Annotated in this window: 5 protein-coding genes and 2 pseudogenes; all 7 read left to right on the top strand. The window is 40.2% G+C overall.

All coding sequences use genetic code 11. From position 1 onward, the window contains the following. The first annotated feature begins 272 nt into the window (after positions 1 to 272). A complete protein-coding gene (locus HT669_RS11375) occupies positions 273 to 9,116 on the top strand; it encodes a YSIRK-type signal peptide-containing protein (protein WP_172933659.1) in 8,844 nt (2,947 codons plus the stop codon). A gap of 102 nt (positions 9,117 to 9,218) precedes the next feature. Next, complete coding sequence (locus tag HT669_RS06230) at positions 9,219 to 13,019, top strand: G5 domain-containing protein (protein ID WP_172922668.1); 3,801 nt, start codon at positions 9,219 to 9,221, stop codon at positions 13,017 to 13,019. A gap of 567 nt (positions 13,020 to 13,586) precedes the next feature. Continuing rightward, positions 13,587 to 14,525 (top strand): Rpn family recombination-promoting nuclease/putative transposase, encoded by a 939-nt coding sequence (locus tag HT669_RS06225; protein WP_172922290.1) that lies wholly within the window; start codon positions 13,587 to 13,589, stop codon positions 14,523 to 14,525. A gap of 9 nt (positions 14,526 to 14,534) precedes the next feature. Continuing rightward, positions 14,535 to 14,915: pseudogene (locus tag HT669_RS06220) on the top strand (flagellar assembly protein H domain protein); the annotation flags it as partial. Positions 14,916 to 15,075: 160 nt separating this feature from the next. Further along, positions 15,076 to 15,309: pseudogene (locus HT669_RS06215) on the top strand (ATP-binding cassette domain-containing protein); the annotation flags it as partial. Between the two features lie 180 nt (positions 15,310 to 15,489). Continuing rightward, on the top strand, positions 15,490 to 16,359 hold the full coding sequence (gene gla / locus HT669_RS06210) for an aquaglyceroporin Gla (protein ID WP_172922292.1): 870 nt from the start codon (positions 15,490 to 15,492) through the stop codon (positions 16,357 to 16,359). Positions 16,360 to 17,440: 1,081 nt separating this feature from the next. Continuing rightward, on the top strand, positions 17,441 to 18,637 hold the full coding sequence (tuf, locus tag HT669_RS06205) for an elongation factor Tu (RefSeq protein ID WP_001040724.1): 1,197 nt from the start codon (positions 17,441 to 17,443) through the stop codon (positions 18,635 to 18,637). Positions 18,638 to 18,704: the final 67 nt, after the last annotated feature.

The raw sequence follows: 18,704 nt of genomic DNA, 5'->3' as shown, positions 1-18,704 counted from the left end.
TGAGCTTGCTGATAGGAGGAAGTAAGTCCATAAGATGCACACGACAAGGCAAGGATGATGAGGCTTCATCTTTGGTGTTGGCTTACTGATGAGGGACTCCTAACCTAGCTTTGGTCTCAGTAAAAAGAGTCGTCTATCTCCTAGTCTTCCATTCAAAAAATTTGAAGTTTCAAGCCGACTGGTGTATAATATATTCATGAATTGTATTCTATTATATAGGAAGTAATAGGGCACAATATATATATATATATATATATATATGGAGTGTAGAAATGAATCATCCAGAAAAACAATTAAAATACAGTATTCGGAAAGTGAGTGTCGGTGCAGCTAGTGTTGTCATTGGGGCGCTCTATCTTTTGATGGGAGCTGGGATTGCTCATGCTGAGGGCGTGGAGTCAGCGAGGGAAACTGAGAGGACAGCAAACCCGACAGATCCAGAACAGTCTGGAAATGGAAAGACAGGAAACAAGCCTGACCTCAGCAATACTGATGCAGCAGCAAACACCTATAATGCTCCCGTAGCTGAAAATCCGCTAGTAACCCCAGAAGCTGCCAAACCTCGTCGGACTAAAAGAGGATTACCTGATGGGGATACAGGAGAGACACCAGCTGGCGCTACAGGGACTGAATCAGGAGAGAACCAGCCAACAGGTGAAAACTCACCTGTACTGGATGCCAATCGTAAAGGTGAGACAGTAAAAGACGATCAACCTGGGGTACATGTACCTACAGATGGAGAAAAGGGTTCGGATGATAAGAATGCCCACTTAACATTTGATACTCCTGGTGAGAATGCTACAGTTGAGTACATGTACAAAATCATCCAAAATATGCCGGATGACTTCCAAAACAACGAGCGTTCATACTTGAGAAATATGAACACCCTTGGTGATGCACTTAGATTTGACGAAAATGGAAACGTCACTGATGATCCAAATGGTAAAAAACTTCAACCAGGTGAAATTAGAGAAATCAGTAGCTTTGGTGGATGGACAGCCATTATGAAAAAAGATGGTACAACTGGTAAATTCGCCGTTGGGATGAAAAATAAAGAAGGTTACTTTACTGGTTGGTACACTGACAAAGATGGACAACGTCAAGAAGGTGGAATGCTGGGTTCTGACGCCATGGACCGAGTCTACGTCCACGAGCAAGCCCTAGATCGTCGCTTCAAATATATGTTAATGCTTGCCAAAGGACGTACTATCGCCAATAGAACTGATAAAGCACAAGATGACTCTGAGTTTGATATAAAGACAGCAAATAACAAGGCTAATAAAGAGAATCTTAATAATTTACCTGTAAAAGAGAAGGAAGATATTCTCCAACATTCTCCAAATATTGAGGGATTCAATGGAATAGAAAAAACCTTCACTGCCTTTTCCACCAAATATGGAAGTCGTTTGAAAATCGACTTTGTGACAGGATATATCTCAGACTATGAAGGGTCAAAAGGGACTTATCGTATCGTTGTTAAAGCTATTAAAAAGGATAAGAGTGAAGAAACCATCTATGATCACACTATCAACCGAATTGACGGAGTAGTAGAGAACGAAGAACGCTACAGCCAAGGTGTGGATTTAAAAGGGTTTAACAAACTAATTAAACAGTTATTGACAGAGGAACACGAGAAAAAAGTTAAGCCTCTTGCAGCAGCAAGATATAAGGAGCAACATCCAGAAGTAAAAAACCCTAAATTTAGCCAATATAAAGACCTGATGCCTATTATCACAAAAGAGCTCGCTGAAAAAGACAAAGGGGTAGTTACCTACGAGTTACCTATCGATAAGGATAAGTTACAAATTCAGGGAAAAAACTCTTTTAAAGAAGGAATTCCTTTTACAGAAGGTTATACAACTGTAGCCAATAAGCTTAATAATAGTTTTAGCAAAACTTTGGATCCAGAGGTGCAACCAAACTCCCCAACATGGGCGAATACCAATGATAAGAAATCGGATGGAACTCTAAAAAGAAACGACCCAGATCGTGTTTATGAAATATTAAATTTTGTATTGCCGACTGCGAAAAAAATTATCTATCATGCAGATACAGATCAATTAGAACTCCAAACAGATCCAGAAAAAGTAACAAAACATCGTGAAGAGCTTGCAGCTAGACTGAAAACAAAAGAAGCTAGCTTAGCAAGCAGTACGAATGAAGAGGAAAAAACTAAACTTAAAAAAGAAATCTCTGCCTTAAAATCAGCCCTTGGATCTACAAACGCCTACACTTACCTGGAAGCAAGAAACGGTAGTCAAGAAGCAAAAATCCTTGGATCACACATGGAAGCGAAAGTGCAACCTGATGCAAGTCAACTAACAGAAGCTGACTACAATAGAATAAAGACCAATGAACTTGCTGCGAAGGAAAAAGATGGTCTTTCAAAATTCACTGCCTATTTTGTTGAAAAAGAAAACGTTATACGTAATAATGTAATTTCTGATGAGAAATTATCTGAAAAAATTACTGAGGCAATTGATGGAGATCAGGATAAATTAGGTAAAGGTGGATACTTCTCAACAGGGGATATTCCATTGGACAAAGATGTTGTAGCCTACAAGATACAAGTGTTTGCTGAAAACGAAAAACGCGTTGGGGTTAATAAGCAAAGTCCAAGACTTCAATATAACCTACCTATCCTAGCCGACTTCTCAGTAATTCAAGATACGGTAGAACCATCTAAAGAAGTAGCCAAACGGATCATTGATAAACAGGTGAAAGAGAAGAAAATTCCACCAGAAGAAGGGAAAAAACTCAAAGGAAAAATCGATGAAAGTAAGAAAACATCGGAAGTTAGAAAAGCTATCTCTGGTAATGTAAAGGTTCGTTATGTCGATGAACAGGGACAAGATATACCACTATCTGATGAAGAAGCTAAAAAAGTTGGAGAAAAATCTGATAATGGTACCTACCTTGTAGAAAAAGAAGCCCTTATTGGGTCAAGCTACGATGTAACAAGTAAGCAATTACGTGGGATTAACACAGGCGAGAAAAAATACCGCCTAAAAAGATCTCTAAATAATGGGCTATATAATAACTCAGCAGCTGTCACAGGTTCAGTAACTTCAGCTGATAAGGTTGTAACATTTGTCTATGAAGAAGGGGAAGCCACCAAAGCAAAAGCAGTTGTTCATGTGATGAAACAATCTGCTGATAATAGCGTGACAGAATTACCAGAACATAAGATCAACCTCGAAACAGAAGTAGGCGAAGACTTCCCATCAACAGATGTTGATGCCAAAGTTGCTGCCTTGAAAAAAGCAGGTTATGAAATTGTTAGCAATACCTTTACAGATGGAACAGCTGAATCAAGAAAAGGTGATGACAAAGAGGATTTAGACGGACAAGAGCCAACGCAGTCTTATACGATTACAGTACAAGAGCGTACAAAAGAAGTAACAGAACCGCCAACCCCAGATACCCCGATTGACCCTAATATTCCAGATGGACCAAAATGGCCAGAAGAAGGACTAAAAGAGTCTAATCTCAAGGTAGAAGTAACACGAACCGTCACCTATGTCAAGAAAGCAAGTCCAGATGGAGCTGAGGAGCCAAGTGGAGTAGAAAATAAGGTAGATAAAGTTCTATTCAAACGGACTGCTACCTATAACCTAGTTACAAAAGCAGTTACATATGGAAACTGGACTACTGACAATCAGAATTTCCCAGAAGTCAAGACGCCATTATTAAAAGGCTACCTAGCAGATACGAAAGTGGTGACAGAGGAAACAGCGACAGAACCTACTAAGGCAGGGGTAGTCACGGACATCACAAGAAAAGTTGTATATACTAAAATCGGGTCTTGGGTACCAAAAGTTCCGGATCAAGAAATACCGACACCGATTCCATATCCGAATGACCCAGATGATCCAACCAAGCCTAAAACTCCAACTTATCCAGAAACACCTGAGACTCCAGGAGAGACACCAAACCCTCAACCGGGAGAACCAGGGACACCTGAAACTCCAGTAACACCACCAGTTATTCCATATGTACCAGGCTATACACCAAAAGTACCGACGGATCCAACACAACCAGAAAATCCAGATACCAATCCTTTAAAACCATTAGAACCATTGGATCCAAATGATCCTAAAAGGGGATACAAGGTGCCAGAAATACCTAGTGATCCTAAGAAGAATAGAGAGATAGAGTATGTGCCAAATCCACAAAAAATCCTGATCAAGGTTGTCAATATCACGACAGGGAAAGAAGTGGAAATGCCAACAGAAAAGCTGGAATTTAGTGGCGTATCCGACCAAGTAGTTGAGGATGATGATAAAACTAAAGTTGATAACAAGATAAAAGCCTTGAAACAACGTGGTTATAATGTGGAGAGCACCAATCCTATCACGGCAACTACCAAGTACGATAGAGTGGACGATGCCACTACGGGAGAACCATCCCAGACTTATAAAATACTTGTTAAAGAACCAATCAGCATAGACACTGACAGTAAAACTGTAACACGTACGATCACATACGTGAAAAAAGATCTTGTAGATGGTGTAGAAGTTTCAACAGAAGCACATGCAACAGTTATAGATACAGCAACATTTAACCGTGAAGTCAAGTTCAACCTTGTTACAGGGGAAACAACCTATGGTAAATGGAGTGAAGCACAAACCTTAAATAAAGTCGCATCGCCAGTCCTATCAGGCTATATAGCGGATAGAGCGGAAGTTGGAGAACGTGAAGTAACAGCTACGACGGAAGATATTCAAGAAGAAGTGGTTTATACTAAGATTGGGACTTGGGTACCAAATCTCCCAGCAGGAGAAACTCCAATTGACCCAATCCCTTATCCAAACCATCCAACAGATCCAACCAAACCAGGTGATCCGACACCAGGAGTGATTCCGCATGTGCCAGGATATACACCAAAAATTGGGGAAACACCATTGGAACCAAAGGTACCAGGAGATCCAAGTCAAGGCTATACACCGCCAAAACCAAGCGATCCTAAGTCTAACACAGCTGTCACCTATGAACCAGATCCACAAAAGGCATTGGTCAAAGTCGTCAATACCACAACTGGAGTGGAAGTGCGCTTACCAGCAGAAGATGTCAATCTTGAAGGTAGGACTGCAGAAAAGATTTCAACAGAGAAAGTGCTTGCTAAGATTACGAACTTGGAAAAACGTGGCTTTGTTGTGGATAATAAGGATGAGGTAATCGCTGAGATTACCAAGTCAAGCTTTGATAAGCAAAAAGACGAAGAAGGGAAAGATCCTTCCCAAGTATTCACGCTAAAAATTCATGAAAAAGTGGTAGAAGTAACAGAACCACCAACTCCAAATACACCAATTGATCCAGATACTCCAGATGATCCTAATAATCCAAGTATTCCAAGATGGACAGAAGAGTTAGTGAACCAATTGTCACTTAAGAAAGATGTTACACGTACCATTACTTATGTTAAGAAAGACACTCCAAATGGAGAAGAAATTCCAAACGCACAACCAACTGTAACACAAACAGCACACTTTAAACGTAATGTAAAAGTAAACGTAGTAACTGGAACAGTTGTAGAGTATACAAACTGGACAAGTACGGATAACAACTTAGCAGCAGTACCAACAGACAAATTAGATGGGTATGTAGCAGATAAGCTATCCGTAGCTAGTGTAACAGTCGCTGAAACTTCAAATAATTTAGTAGAAAAAGTTATTTATACCAAATTAGGTTCGTGGATTCCGAAAATACCAAAAGGTGTAGTGCCACCAGAAGGAACCGATACGGATCCAAAACCTTACCCTAACCACCCAACCGATCCAACCAAACCAGGTAATCCAACAGATCCAAATGTTCCGGTGATTCCGTATATCCCAGGATATACACCAAAAATTGGGGAAACACCGTTGGAACCAAAAGTACCAGGAGACCCAACAAAAGGCTATATTCCACCAGCAGTACCGACAGAACCTAATACAAATACGGAGATAAGCTATCTTGCTGATCCACAAAGAGCTGTCGTTAAAGTCGTAAACGTTAAAGAAGGAAAAGAAATACCATTACCAAACGATACGGTAGCTATTGGTAACGGCTCAACAGATGCAGATATTCCGAAAGGTGACGTTAACAAGAAGATTACAGACTTGGAAAAACGTGGCTATGTCGTAGAAAACAAAGACTTATTAGATAATCAAAAATTTGATAATGTTAAGGATCCAGATGATGGAGACCCAACGCAAGTCTTTACACTGAAAGTTCATGAAAAAGTGGTGCCAGTAACACCGCCAACGCCAGATAAGCCAATCGAACCTGGAACACCAATTGATCCAACGACCCCAGTTGATCCAGACAAACCAAATGATCCAACCATCCCACGATGGACAGAGGACTTAGTGAAACAGTTGGATACCAAGAAGGAAGTGACACGTACAATTACGTATGTGGACGAAGAGGGAGCTAAGGTCACCTATACAGCTAATGGTCAAGAAACGACAGATGCAGTGACAGATAAAGTAACCTTTACTAGAACAGCGTCCATCAATGTCGTGACCAAAACCATTACTTATGGAAAATGGATGGCTGTAGATAATGACACTACATTTGCTGCGGTACTATCTCCGATGGTTAAAGGCTATGTCTTAAAGGCCAACCAAGATACACAAGGTGGTTTAGTAGAGGCAAGTGGAGCAAGTGTAGTAGCAAGTGAACATCTAAAAGCAGACTCTGCAAATCAAGAACTGAAAGTAGTCTATACGAAATTAGGTTCGTGGATTCCGAAAGTCCCAGGTGTAGAAACACCAACGCCACTACCATATCCTAACCACCCAACTGATCCAACAAAACCAGGTGATCCAACAGATCCAAATACACCAAACGTCCCAGTAATTCCGTATGTACCAGGATACACACCGAAAATTGGGGAAACTCCATTACAACCAAAAGTTCCAGGAGACCCAACAAAAGGTTATATTCCACCATCAATACCGACAGAACCAGGAACAGATAAAGAAATTAGCTATGTCCCTGATTCGCAACGAGCATTGGTCAAAGTGTACAATGTGAAAGATGGAGTGAAGATACCATTAGAAAACGATACTGTAGGTATCAATGATGGTAAAACGGATCAAGCTATTCCAACTAAATCTTTAGAAGATAAAATCAAAGAGTTGGAAAAACGTGGATACACTGTTGATAACAAGGACTTGTTGAAAGGTAAAGTTTTTGATAATCAAAAAGATCCAGAAAATGGAGACCCAACACAGGTATATGATCTCCTCGTTAGAGAACGGATAAGCTTTGATACAGAGACAAAAGCAGTTACAAGAACGATTAAATACGTTAAAATTGAAGAACAAAATGGCGCAGAAGTAGAAGTTGAGAATGCACAACCAACCAATACTCAGACTGTAAACTTTAGTCGTGACATCAGTATAAACTTGGCTACAGGTCGGATTAGCAATGGAAAATGGAGTGAAAAACAAATACTAGGAGAAGTGAAGACTCCAGTGTTAGAAGGCTATCTAGCGGATAAAGCCAAGGTAGAATCTCGTGAAGTGACAGGAGATAGTGAATCATTCGAGGAAAAAGTGGTATACAGAAAAATTGGTTCATGGGTGCCAAAAGTACCAGGAAAAGAAGAACCAACACCAATTCCGTATCCAAATGATCCAGATGATCCAACTAAGCCTAAAACTCCAGATTATCCAACCACTCCGCCACAACCAGGTCAACCAGTACCGAAAGTGCCAGTGATTCCATACGTTCCAGGCTATACACCTAAGACACCAAACGGAACTCCATTAGTACCTATAGATCCAGAACATCCAGAAAAAGGATATAAGGTGCCACCAGTTCCAGAAACGCCAAATGATCCTAAGATGGATACACCAATCAAGTATACACCAGATGGACAAAGAGCTATTGTCAAATTTGTTGTCGTAGGCGAAGATGGAAAAGAAACGGAGCTTGTTGCTTCAAGGATGTCGCTGACAGGTAAAACTGGAGAGGAAATCCCAACAGAAAACTTTAATGATACATTGAAGAAACTAACAGGTGACCCAGTTAATAATGGTGACTACGAGTTAGTAGACAATCCTCTGAAAGATGGAGCGACATTTGACAACGTAAAAGATGAAGAAGGAAAAAATCCGTCTCAAGTCTTTGTTGTGAAGTTACGTCAAATCTATGTTATTCCACCGACACCGAGAATTGTCGAACGTCCAAGCGGTAATACTGTAGAAGTTGATGTGCCAAATAAAGATGCCGATACTTTATCTATTACATTTACAAAACGAAACAGTACTGAAAAAGAAACTATCGTTACGAAGAAAGATAAAGATGGTAGGTGGAAAATTGAAAAATCTCCAGTTGGAGTGACTATCAATCCGACGAATGGTCGTGTTTACATTCCAAGTGAACAAGTTCAACCGAAGACATGGGTAGATACGCAAACAAAACATAAATACAAACAAAGTAAGATTGTTAGTGTTATGCCGAATATTCTTGATGTACCTAAATTTGAAGGAACAACAGAATGGATTGACGTAAATGGAAATGTCTTAAGACCAACTGAAAATGGTTTACATGAAAAAGGTCGAATTGCAAATCATGTTTGGTTGGAAAGTCGTTTGGAAGGAAATAAAGTCACACATATTTTCTTTGCAGGTTCTCCATCTGTAGACAAGCCAGAATATAAAATTACAGTCTGGTTTGATAAAGATGGTAATCCACTTAAACCAGATCAACCAGGTACTCATGAAGCTGGAAATATTCCAGGATACAGATATATTACAACTGTAACGGAGGATGGTATTACGATTCATAGATTTGAAAAGATACCGCCAGTTCTTCCTAACGAACCAATTCCAGATAGACCTGAGGAGCCAAACCCACAACCAAATCCAGAGCATCCAAGTGCTCCTACTCCAAGCCCAGAACTACCAAATCAAGAGAATCCAATTCCAGAACCAGATACTCCAAGACCTGAAACTCCAGTGAATCCAGATCCAGAAGTTCCGACTTATGTGACAGGTAAGAGAGAGGAGTTGCCAAATACAGGTACAGAAGCTAATGCTGGCTTAGCTGGGGCAGGATTGTTGACCTTGTTAGCAGGTTTGGGACTAGGATTCTTCAAGAAAAAAGAAGATGAATCCGAATAATATAGAAAACGTTGCTTCTTGCCAAAAGTTGGATGAGTTATCTGGCTTTTGGCTCGGAGTCAACAATCTATAAACTAAAATAAATATTAAATTGAGGGAAATATGTCAAGACAATCAACTAAGAATAAAAAATATGCTCTACGCAAAATCGGAAAAGTTTTCGGTTCCTGTGTAGTGGCTACTGTCATTACCCTAGGTGGTGTTGCAATCATGGCACCAAATGTAGTTCATGCTAATGGTAATGAATCGGGCCCCGGAGAGAATAATATTGAAGATCTTTCGAGTTCGGATTCTGGTTATGAAGTTATTATTCCAAAAGGTAAGCAATACGTTCGAAATGATGAGATTGAAAGCCACACACCTGTCCTTAAAGAGGAAGGGTATAATGGGCGAAGTTTTATTTTACCTAAAGAGGGAGAGGACAGTTATTTTTTTGATCATCCAATGTCAGAGTTGTTTACAAAATTGTACGATAAAGATGGAGATGGTAATATTGATGATGAATACAAAGATCCTAAATATCCTCATGTGGTTGACTCAGGGTTAACTGGTGATGGTCCAAATAAACCAGGTGTGTGGAAATATAATCCAGATGGAAAATATGCACCAAGTGATGGGCAAATTGATGACCAAGATACTATAGTTGTTGCTCGTAAACCTATTACGGTTGATGAGAATGCTGATGAAAACGTAGTTAAGGAAGACGGCTCAGTAGTATTATCGTCTGAATATAGAATCCATGTAAACAAAGGGGATCATATAGATAAAAAAGACGATGTTTACGAAATCGGAACAAAACCGAAGGAAGTAGTAGAAACAACTCCTAAAACAACTCGTTATGTAGGAGATTCTGATACTCCTTACAATACCAAAGTAACATCTGTTGATGGTCGTGATGGTTCAGTTACCAAAAAGACAACCTATGATTTAGATGAGCATACAGGTCAGGTGACACCACACGAAACGATTACAGAGCGTGTAGACAAGGTAGATACCATTATCAAAGTTGGTAATAAACAAGTAACTACATCAGAAATTCCAATGACGGTTACTTATAAAGAAGATCCTACCTTGGAAGGTGGTAAGACAGTTGTCGATGCTGAGGGTGCTCCGGGAGAAAAGGAAACTACGACTGTTTATGATGTGTCTGAGACGGATGGAAGTTTAAGCAATCCTCAGGCCACAGAAAAGACAACGAAGAAAATGACGCCTAGAGTGGTTCGCGTTGGTACTAAACCAAAAGAAGTAGAGACACCTATTCCATCACCGACTACCTATGAAGCGAATCCAGACTTGAAGAAAGATGAAAAGAAAACGAAAACTCAAGGAACTCCAGGAAAAAGAATCCAAGAAATCACCTATAAGTGGATTCCTAACACGGATAAAGTTGAAGAAGTTCCAGGTGGTGATGGTGAAGAAGATCCAACTCCAACAGTTATAGAAGTTGGGAATGTTGAGAAAGAAGTAGTTGAGACTGAAATCACAACTCGTTATATTCCTGATGAAACTAAAACTCGTGATGAGAAAGAAGTGGTAACTCCAGGTTCGAAAGGGGTTCATACAAAAACTACGACTTATAGTGTTGATGCGAATACTGGTGCAACACATACTCCTGTTGTGACAGAAGACGATAAACCAATGGAGCAAAAAGTAGTGAAAGTTGGTATCAAACCTGTAGAAACAACAGAGATTATTGACATTACGACTAAGTATATCCAAGACCCAGAACTAGACTATGGAAAAACGGTTATTGACAATCCAGGTTCAGAAGGAAAAATTGTAACAAGAACAACTTACACTCTAAATGAACAAGATGGAACAACTACTGAAAATCAACCAACTGTTCAAAAAACAGAAATGGTACAAAAAGTTGTTCGTGTTGGAGTAAAACCAAAAGTTGAAGAAACACCAATTCCATTCCCAACTCGTTATGAACGTGATGACTCAGTTCCAAATGGACAAGAAGTTGAGACTGTAAAAGGTGTTGATGGAAAAACAGTCAAAAAAACAACGTATACGATGAATCCTGACACAGGTGTCGTAACACAAAATGAACCAACAACAGAAACAACGCAGCCAGTGACGCGTGTTGTTAAAGTTGGAACTCAACCGAAAGTAGAAAGAACAGAAATTCCATTCCCAACTCGTTACGAACGTGATGACTCAGTACCGCAAGGAACTGAAAAAGAAGTTACTAAAGGTGTTAATGGTGAAACTGTTAAGACTACGACTTACAATATTGATGAAACTACAGGTGTTGTAACTCCAAATGAACCAACAACAGAAACAACAGACCCAGTTACACATGTTGTAAAACGTGGTACACAACCAAAAGTAGAAAGAACAGAAATTCCATTCCCAACTCGTTATGAACGTGATGACTCAGTTCCAGAAGGAACTGAAAAAGAAGTTACTAAAGGTGTTAATGGTGAAACTGTTAAGACTACGACTTACAATATTGATGAAACTACAGGTGTTGTAACTCCAAATGAACCAACAACAGAAACAACAGACCCAGTAACTCGTGTTGTTAAAAAGGGAACACAGCCAAAAGTAGAGAAAACACCAATTCCATTCCCAACTCGTTATGAACGTGATGACTCAGTTCCAGAAGGAACAGAAGAAGAAGTCACAGCAGGTAAGGATGGTGAAACTGTTAAGACTACGACTTACAATATTGATGAAACTACAGGTGTTGTAACTCCAAATGAACCAACAACAGAAACAACAGACCCAGTAACTCGTGTTGTGAAACGTGGTACTCAACCAAAAGTAGAAATACCAGAGACTCCACAACCAAAACCAGGAGAAACACCAGAGACTCCACAACCTGAAAAACCAACAAATCCTGAGGAAGCACCAACTCAACCAGGACAGCCATCTGAGCCTGAAGACCAACCAAATCTTAAGGTAGCTCCGCCGACTATCGCTATTGTGGAAGAAGCGAATAAAGCAAGCATCGAAGTAAAAGCACCTAAGAAAGATGCGGATACAGTCAAAATCACCTATCCTAAGAGTGATGGCTCTGGTAATGAAATTCTAACTCTTACCAAGCAACCTACTGGCGAATGGACGTTAGACAAACAACCTGAAAATGTTACATTAGACAAGAAAACAGGTACTGTAACCATTCCACGAGAATCAGTTGTCAATAAACAAAAAGTCCAAGCTCAAGCCAAACATAAAACGAGTGGTTATACTCCGTTTGTATACGCTGCTTTATCAATCGAAGCAGCAAACCCAGAGCATCCAGTAACGCTGTGGGTAGATAGAGCAGGTAAGGAGCTTAGGGAACCAGTAGATGGCAAACAACCTGCTGGCGAGATTGCAGGCTACAAGTGGCTATCAAGTCGCTTAGAAGAAGGTATTTTAACGCATACATTTGAGAAAGTAGCGAATGGAACTCCAAGTTCACCAGAAAGCTCAACTAGTCATCCAAGGACTCCATCAAGTTCGCCATCAACTTCAACGCCAGAAAAACCAGACAAAGCTGAAACTCCAGCGGTTCGTACAGTATGGCGCGATGAAAACGGAAAAGACTTGAAAGTGCCATCAGTTGACAAGCAAGAAGCAGGTGAAGTTCCAGGTTATGAATTTGTTGAGAGTCACCGTGAGGGAGATAACTTGATAGTTCATGTGTTTAGAACCAAGCAAGCTCAAACTCCTGCTCCAAAAGACCAAACTCCAAGTCCAGCACCATCTAAAGTTTCAGAACAAAGAGGTGAAGCAGTGGCTACAGCTACATCAGAAAAGACAGTAGATAGTGTAACATCTACGAAAACATCTGATAAAGCAGAGTTGCCAAACACAGGTACAGAAGCTAATGCTAGCTTGGCTAGCGCTGGTATCATGACCTTGTTAGCTGGTCTAGGACTAGGATTCTTCAAGAAAAAAGAAGACTAAAAACTCATAGTTTTTAAGAAGATGATTCGTCATCTTCTTTTTTTGGCTCATTGTCAACTGTAGTGGGGTGGAGAAAAGCTAATACTCTTCGAAAATCTCTTCAAACCGCGTCAACGTCGCCTTGCCGTAGATATNNTCTACAACCTCAAAGCAGTACTTTGAGCAACCTGCGGCTAGTTTCCTCTTTGATTTTCATTGAGTATAAGATTAAGAAGAGGCTGAGAAAAAGCCTCTCAAATCAGAAAAACGCATAGTATCAGGTGTTCAAAACTTGAGACTATGCGTTTTATTGTGGGAAGATTTACTTTATTTTCTCCGGAAGTTGAGTTTTGGTCCAGTCTCTTTAAATTATATGTTATCTTAAATTCAGAACAGAACATTATAACTTATAAAACATTGCTAGAAATTGATTCGACTTTACTATCCTATTTGTTCAGAGTTTATTTCCTTTTGCTATAAAGTTTGAATTTCTTTTGTTTTTTCTACTCTTTTTCCGAATAAATAGATAGAAGCATCAAATCTAGTAAATTAGATTAAAAAATGTGCTATAATAGAAGGAGGAAAAGGATGATTCTAAGACATCCGGGCATCAGCCCGACCAATGATTTGGTTGCTAAGAAAATCTTTAGCAATCCAGAAATCACCTGTCAATTTATCCGCGATATGCTGGACTTACCTGCAAAAAATGTGACCATTTTGGAGGGAAGCAACATTCACGTCTTGCCTTCCTTACCGTACTCGGCACAGGATTTCTATACAAGTATAGATGTTTTGGCGGAGTTGGATAATGGTACGCAAGTAATTATTGAGATTCAGGTACATCATCAGAATTTTTTCATCAATCGCCTGTGGGCTTATCTGTGTAGTCAGGTCAATCAAAATCTTGAAAAAATTCGCCAACGTGAAGGTGATACCCACCAGAGTTACAAGCATATCGCACCTGTATACGCTATCGCAATTGTCGATAGTAATTACTTCTCAGATGACTTGGCTTTTCACAGTTTTAGTATGCGAGAGGATACGACAGGTGAGGTTTTAACCATTACCAATAACGGACAAGAAAACCATCTAGTCAAGATGGCATTCTTGGAATTAAAAAAATACAGGGAAACCAGCAAAGACAAGGTTCGCAAGCCCTGGTTGGAGTTTTTTGGTAATAAGCCCTTTACCCAACAACCCGAGCGAGCCATCAGCCAAGCAGACCAACTGCTGGACTACAAGAGCTGGTCCGAGGAGGACAGAAAAATGTTTAGTCAACTACGTATGCGAGAAGAACAAGCCTTGTTAGCACAGGACTATGCTTTGGAAACCGCTAGGGCTGAGGGGGTTGAACAAGGTTTAGAACGTGGTCTTGAACAAGGACTGGAGCGTGGAAAAGTTGAAGGTAGTTTGTCTATGCTACTAAATCTCGTTCGCCAAGGTCTTCTGACATCTGAGGTTGCCAGCCAGCAGTTAGGAATGACAGTTGCTGAGTTTGAGGAGCTATTGAAAGACCATTGTAAATAAGAATAATAAAAATACAGAGAAGCCAGCAAAGACGAGGTTCGCAAGCCGTGGTTGGAGTTTTTTGGGAACAAGCCCTTTACTCAACAACCCGAGCGAGCCATCAGCCAAGCAGACCAACTGCTGGACTACAAGAGCTGGTCCGAGGAGGACAGAAAAATGTTTAGTCAACTACGTATGCGCGAAGAACAAGCCTTGTTAGCACAGGACTATGCTTTGGAAACCGCTAGGGCTGAGGGGGTTGAACAGGGTTTAGAACAAGGTTTAGAACAAGGTTTAGAACGTGGAAAACTTTTTGCCTTCTTAGACATGGTTCGTCAACATGTTTTAACTTCTGAATTTGCCAGCCAGCAGTTAGGAATGACTGTCGCTGAGTTTGAGTCACTCTTGTAAACGAGCGAAAATGTTTAGCTAGCTATCTTGCAAAAAAATAAGTAGAGTTTATAATCCAAATACTTTTTAATACCAAGAATAAGCAGAGCCGGTTTTTCTAGGATATTTGAGTTAAGACGATTGTCTTGAATGCCTTAGGGAAACATGCTATACTACTTGCATGATTATTTTACAAGCTAATAAAATTGAACGTTCTTTTGCAGGAGAGGTTCTTTTTGATAATATCAACCTGCAGGTTGATGAACGAGATCGGATTGCCCTTGTTGGGAAAAATGGTGCAGGTAAGTCTACTCTTTTGAAGATTTTAGTTGGAGAAGAGGAGCCAACTAGCGGAGAAATCAATAAGAAAAAAGATATTTCTCTGTCTTACCTAGCCCAAGATAGCCGTTTTGAGGTTGCAGATAAGACTGACGAAGTCAGTATCATATACATACGGTAAGGCGACGTTGACGTGGTTTGAAGAGATTTTCGAAGAGTATTATTTTTAAAAAATCTTTCCAGAAACTAGTTGCTAAATAGGGTAAAAATTGATAAAATAAGGAATATCTAAAAAATTTTAAGGAGAATCTAGCAAATGGATTTCACATGGGCACTAAAGTATGCCACTGAATTTTTGGGAACTGCCATTTTGATCATTCTTGGGAATGGTGCAGTTGCCAACGTTGAACTTAAAGGTACGAAAGGTCACCAAAGTGGCTGGATCGTCATCGCTGTTGGTTATGGTATGGGGGTTATGATCCCAGCCTTGATGTTTGGTAACGTATCTGGGAACCACATCAACCCTGCTTTCACTCTAGGACTTGCAGTTAGCGGTCTTTTCCCTTGGGCACAAGTGGTACCTTACATTATCGCACAAGTCTTGGGGGCTATCTTTGGTCAAGCCTTAGTTGTGGCAACACACCGTCCATTCTACTTGAAAACTGAAAACCCAAATAACATCTTGGGGACTTTCTCAACTATTTCAAGTATTGACCATGGTACAAAAGAAAGTCGCTATGCAGCAACTGTCAATGGTTTGATTAACGAGTTTGTTGGTTCATTTGTTTTGTTCTTTGCAGCTCTTGGTTTGACTAAAAACTTCTTTGGTGCTGAAGTGCTTCAATACATGAAACAAATGGCAACACAAGCAGGACAAACAGTTGATTTTTCTGACTTGGCTATTAAAGCACAGGTGGCTCCACACACTGCTTCAGGACTTTCTGTGGCTCACTTGGCACTTGGATTCCTCGTTATGGCTTTGGTAACATCACTTGGAGGACCTACAGGACCTGCCTTGAACCCAGCTCGTGACTTGGGACCACGTCTCCTTCATGCTTTCCTTCCAAAATCAGTTCTTGGTGAGCATAAAGGCGATTCAAAATGGTGGTATTCTTGGGTACCAGTAGTAGCACCTATTGCAGCAGCAATTGCGGCAGTAGCTGTATTCAAATTCCTTTATCTCTAAGAAATAGCTCCTTTAACATTTGAGTGAGCACCATCTATAAGTAAGAGAGGATCAGACTGGTTCTCTCTTTTTGATTTTTTAGGGAAATGAAAGAAAATCGAAACAAACTCCTCTCCAGCAGTGGTTTAGAAGTCTCAGTAGGCTATTCCAGCTTCAATGGGCTATTATAGTAGGTTGCAGTTGAAATAATAGACCCTTGTTTCTAAAACATTGTGAGAAATTGATTTGAATTCCCCAATCAAATTGTGCAGTTTTCATTCTACTATATATTATCGGAGATGGGTTCCCTATCTTGTAAGTCTGCTTTATAGTGGGTTGAGGTTGGAATAGTCCGCCCTTCTTTCTCAAACATTGTGAGGAATTGATTTGCCTTCTTCAACAAAATGTTTAGTTTTTATTTCATTTTGCCATAAAATAAGCGATTAGGGGGGCTATTCTTCGACCGACATTGGCTCTGCTGTGTCCTATGATGGTTATCGTTTTATCTGCAATCTTATACTCAATGAAAATCAAAGAGTAAACTAGGAAGCTAGCCGCAGGTTNNTTGTAGATAGAACTGACGAAGTCAGCTCAAAATAGTGTTTTGAGGTTGTAGATGAAGAGGTTGGGCAAAAACTCGACTTTAGGAGAAAATGAAGTAAATCTTCCCACAATAAAACGCATAGTACCAAGGTTTCTCAAGACCTGATACTATATGTTTTTCTGATTGCAAAGACTTTTTGACCAGTCTCAACTATACCTACGGTAAGGCGACGCTGACGTGGTTTGAAGAGATGTTCGAAGAGTATTAAACCGATGTTGTGAGTAACTTATACTAGCTACCTAGTTTGCTTTTGTAGTATAAACCAGAGACTATTTACCTTCTCAGCAAGTGAGTGGATGGATAATGCTGAAAACTCCTTGAAGGATAAGTCTATTTAGTACTTTCTATTAGCTAGCTAAATTTTTACCAAGAATAATTCACAAAAACGTTGTAAAACACTTGCAATTTAGCTGAAATTTGATAAAATAGTAAGGAAAGTTAGACTGTATTGCCTACTGTCTATCTATAAAATATATTTTATTGGAGGCTTTTACTCAAATGGCAAAAGAAAAATACGATCGTAGTAAACCACACGTTAACATTGGTACTATCGGACACGTTGACCACGGTAAAACTACCCTAACTGCAGCTATCACAACTGTTTTGGCACGTCGCTTGCCTTCATCAGTTAACCAACCTAAAGACTATGCGTCTATCGATGCTGCTCCAGAAGAACGCGAACGCGGTATCACAATCAACACTGCGCACGTTGAGTACGAAACTGAAAAACGTCACTACGCTCACATCGACGCTCCAGGACACGCGGACTACGTTAAAAACATGATCACTGGTGCCGCTCAAATGGACGGAGCTATCCTTGTAGTAGCTTCAACTGACGGACCAATGCCACAAACTCGTGAGCACATCCTTCTTTCACGTCAGGTTGGTGTTAAACACCTTATCGTCTTCATGAACAAAGTTGACTTGGTTGACGACGAAGAATTGCTTGAATTGGTTGAAATGGAAATCCGTGACCTATTGTCAGAATACGACTTCCCAGGTGACGATCTTCCAGTTATCCAAGGTTCAGCTCTTAAAGCTCTTGAAGGTGACTCTAAATACGAAGACATCGTTATGGAATTGATGAACACAGTTGATGAGTACATCCCAGAACCAGAACGTGACACTGACAAACCATTGCTTCTTCCAGTCGAGGACGTATTCTCAATCACTGGACGTGGTACAGTTGCTTCAGGACGTATCGACCGTGGTATCGTTAAAGTCAACGACGAAATCGAAATCGTTGGTATCAAAGAAGAAACTCAAAAAGCAGTTGTTACTGGTGTTGAAATGTTCCGTAAACAACTTGACGAAGGTCTTGCTGGAGATAACGTAGGTGTCCTTCTTCGTGGTGTTCAACGTGATGAAATCGAACGTGGACAAGTTATCGCTAAACCAGGTTCAATCAACCCACACACTAAATTCAAAGGTGAAGTTTACATCCTTACTAAAGAAGAAGGTGGACGTCACACTCCATTCTTCAACAACTACCGTCCACAATTCTACTTCCGTACTACTGACGTTACAGGTTCAATCGAACTTCCAGCAGGTACTGAAATGGTAATGCCTGGTGATAACGTGACAATCGACGTTGAGTTGATCCACCCAATCGCCGTAGAACAAGGTACTACATTCTCTATCCGTGAGGGTGGACGTACTGTTGGTTCAGGTATGGTTACAGAAATCGAAGCTTAATTCGATTTAGTTCCCAGAAGAACAATTATTTAAGTCAGACACTAAAAGAATCTTGCTTTGCAAGGTT

The sequence above is a fragment of the Streptococcus sp. 2100 genome (assembly GCF_013276335.1).
GTDB lineage: Bacteria > Bacillota > Bacilli > Lactobacillales > Streptococcaceae > Streptococcus > Streptococcus pseudopneumoniae.
This window is presented reverse-complemented; position numbering and strand designations above follow the sequence as displayed.